Source organism: Acidovorax sp. LjRoot204 (genome assembly GCF_056175785.1).
Window position 1 is genome coordinate 1 of sequence record NZ_JBGFFF010000327.1, and the last position, 1,609, is coordinate 1,609.

2 protein-coding genes are annotated in these 1,609 nt (G+C 66.2%); both read right to left on the reverse strand.

Annotated elements, in window-relative coordinates; genetic code table 11:
• A partial coding sequence (locus AC04MI_RS25050) for a phage major capsid protein (protein WP_476499028.1) occupies nt 1–424 on the reverse strand: 424 nt, incomplete at its 3' end.
• A gap of 67 nt (nt 425–491) precedes the next feature.
• Nucleotides 492–1,436 carry a S49 family peptidase gene (locus AC04MI_RS25055; protein ID WP_476499029.1) on the reverse strand — a complete coding sequence of 315 codons (945 nt, stop codon included), beginning with the start codon at nt 1,434–1,436 and terminating at the stop codon, nt 492–494.
• Nucleotides 1,437–1,609 lie beyond the last annotated feature (173 nt).

The following is a 1,609-nucleotide window of genomic DNA, read 5'->3' on the forward strand; positions in this document are numbered from 1 at the left end:
CGAGCACACCGCCCGCGCCAGGGGTGACGGTGGACAAGGCCATAGCCACGTCCTGGCCGAAGCCGCCCGATGCTGCCAGGCTGGCGGCCTGCTGCTGGTTGCCTTGCGACATCGCCAGCAGGCGCACCATCTGCGCCATCTTGGCGCCGGGCGGGGCGTTGTCCGTCACGGAGATGTGTGCGGGCGGGCTGGCGATGCCCTGCGCGGACTCATTGACAGGCACCGCTGTGGCCGCTTGCATGCGCTCTGCGGCCTCGGCGCGGGTGATCTTGGCCGACAGGTCGGCAATCTCGGTTTCGAGCTGGCCGAAGCGGCTCAGCTCTTCGGCGCTCAGGCTACCGCCATCGGCCTCTTTCTTGGCAAGCGCCTGCAGCTCTTCATTCAGCTTGGCGCGTTCGCTGCGAAGTTTCAACACTTGGGACATTGCATGCCTCCTTAGGGCAAAAAAAAAGCCCGCTCGACGCGGGCGGGGTTGACTGCCGCGAACGCGGTCAGATCTGGGACTGCACCAGGGCGGCCCTGGCACGAACGGATACACGGGCGCCACGGCGTTGGGCGCGGCTGTCGGACACGGCGCGGGCGATGTCATCCACCGCGTCCTGCGGGGCCTGCAGGCGGTCGGCCAGGCCTGCACGGATTGCGGCCTCGCCACGGTACAGGCCCGCCTCGGTGGCGCGCACAGCGGCGGCCGTCATGCCCCGGTAGTCAGCGATGGCCGACACGAACATTTCATAGCCGTCGTTCACCAGCTCGGTGAGCACCTTGAGCGACTGTTCCGACAGCGGCTCATGCGGTGTGAGGTCGTTTTTGTGGGCGCCCGCGTACACGGTGGTGACCTTCACGCCCTGCTTTTCGTTGAGGGCCGACCGGTCCAGGTGAGAGGCGATGACGCCGATGGAACCCACACCGCTGGTGCGGCTCACCACCACATCGGTGCAGGCCGCCGCCAGCAGGTAGCCGCCGCTATAGGCAGAGAAGTTCACCACCGCTGTGATGGGCTTTTGCTGCGTCATGGCGCGGATGTCGGAGGCCAGCTCGAAAGCACCAGCCACCGACCCGCCGTTGCTGTCAATGTCCAGGGCGATGCGTTCCACCAAAGGATCGTTGATTGCCTGGCGCAACTCGCTGCGCAGGCCTTCGTAGCTTGTCATGGTCTCGCAGGCGTTGAGGTGCGCTGCGCGAGGCACCAGCACGCCGTGCACGGGCACCACGGCAACGCCTGTTGCGGCCGTGCTGCCGTGGCGGCCGCCGTCCACCTCCATGCGGGGCGCAGGCCCGTCTTCGTCGCCCATGCGGGAAACCGGGCCCGCATGGACGTTGATGATGTTCAGGCCCATCACCTGGTTGGCCCAGCGTACGCCCAGCTCCAACAGGTCGGGCGTGGCAAGCAGCRGCTGATTGAACAGCAGCGCCGATGTGCGGATATGGCTTTTCATTGCTCYAGCATCCTTTCAATCTCCAGCTTGGTTTGTTCCAGCTGGGCCCGCGTGCGGGGGTTGGTGGCGTCTGCGAAGACGCCTTTGGTCGCATCCACCATGTTGAGCGGCTGCAGGTAGGTGTCKCCGCCTTGCACCGGCGGCATGTTCTCAAGTCGGCGGATGTCGTTGAC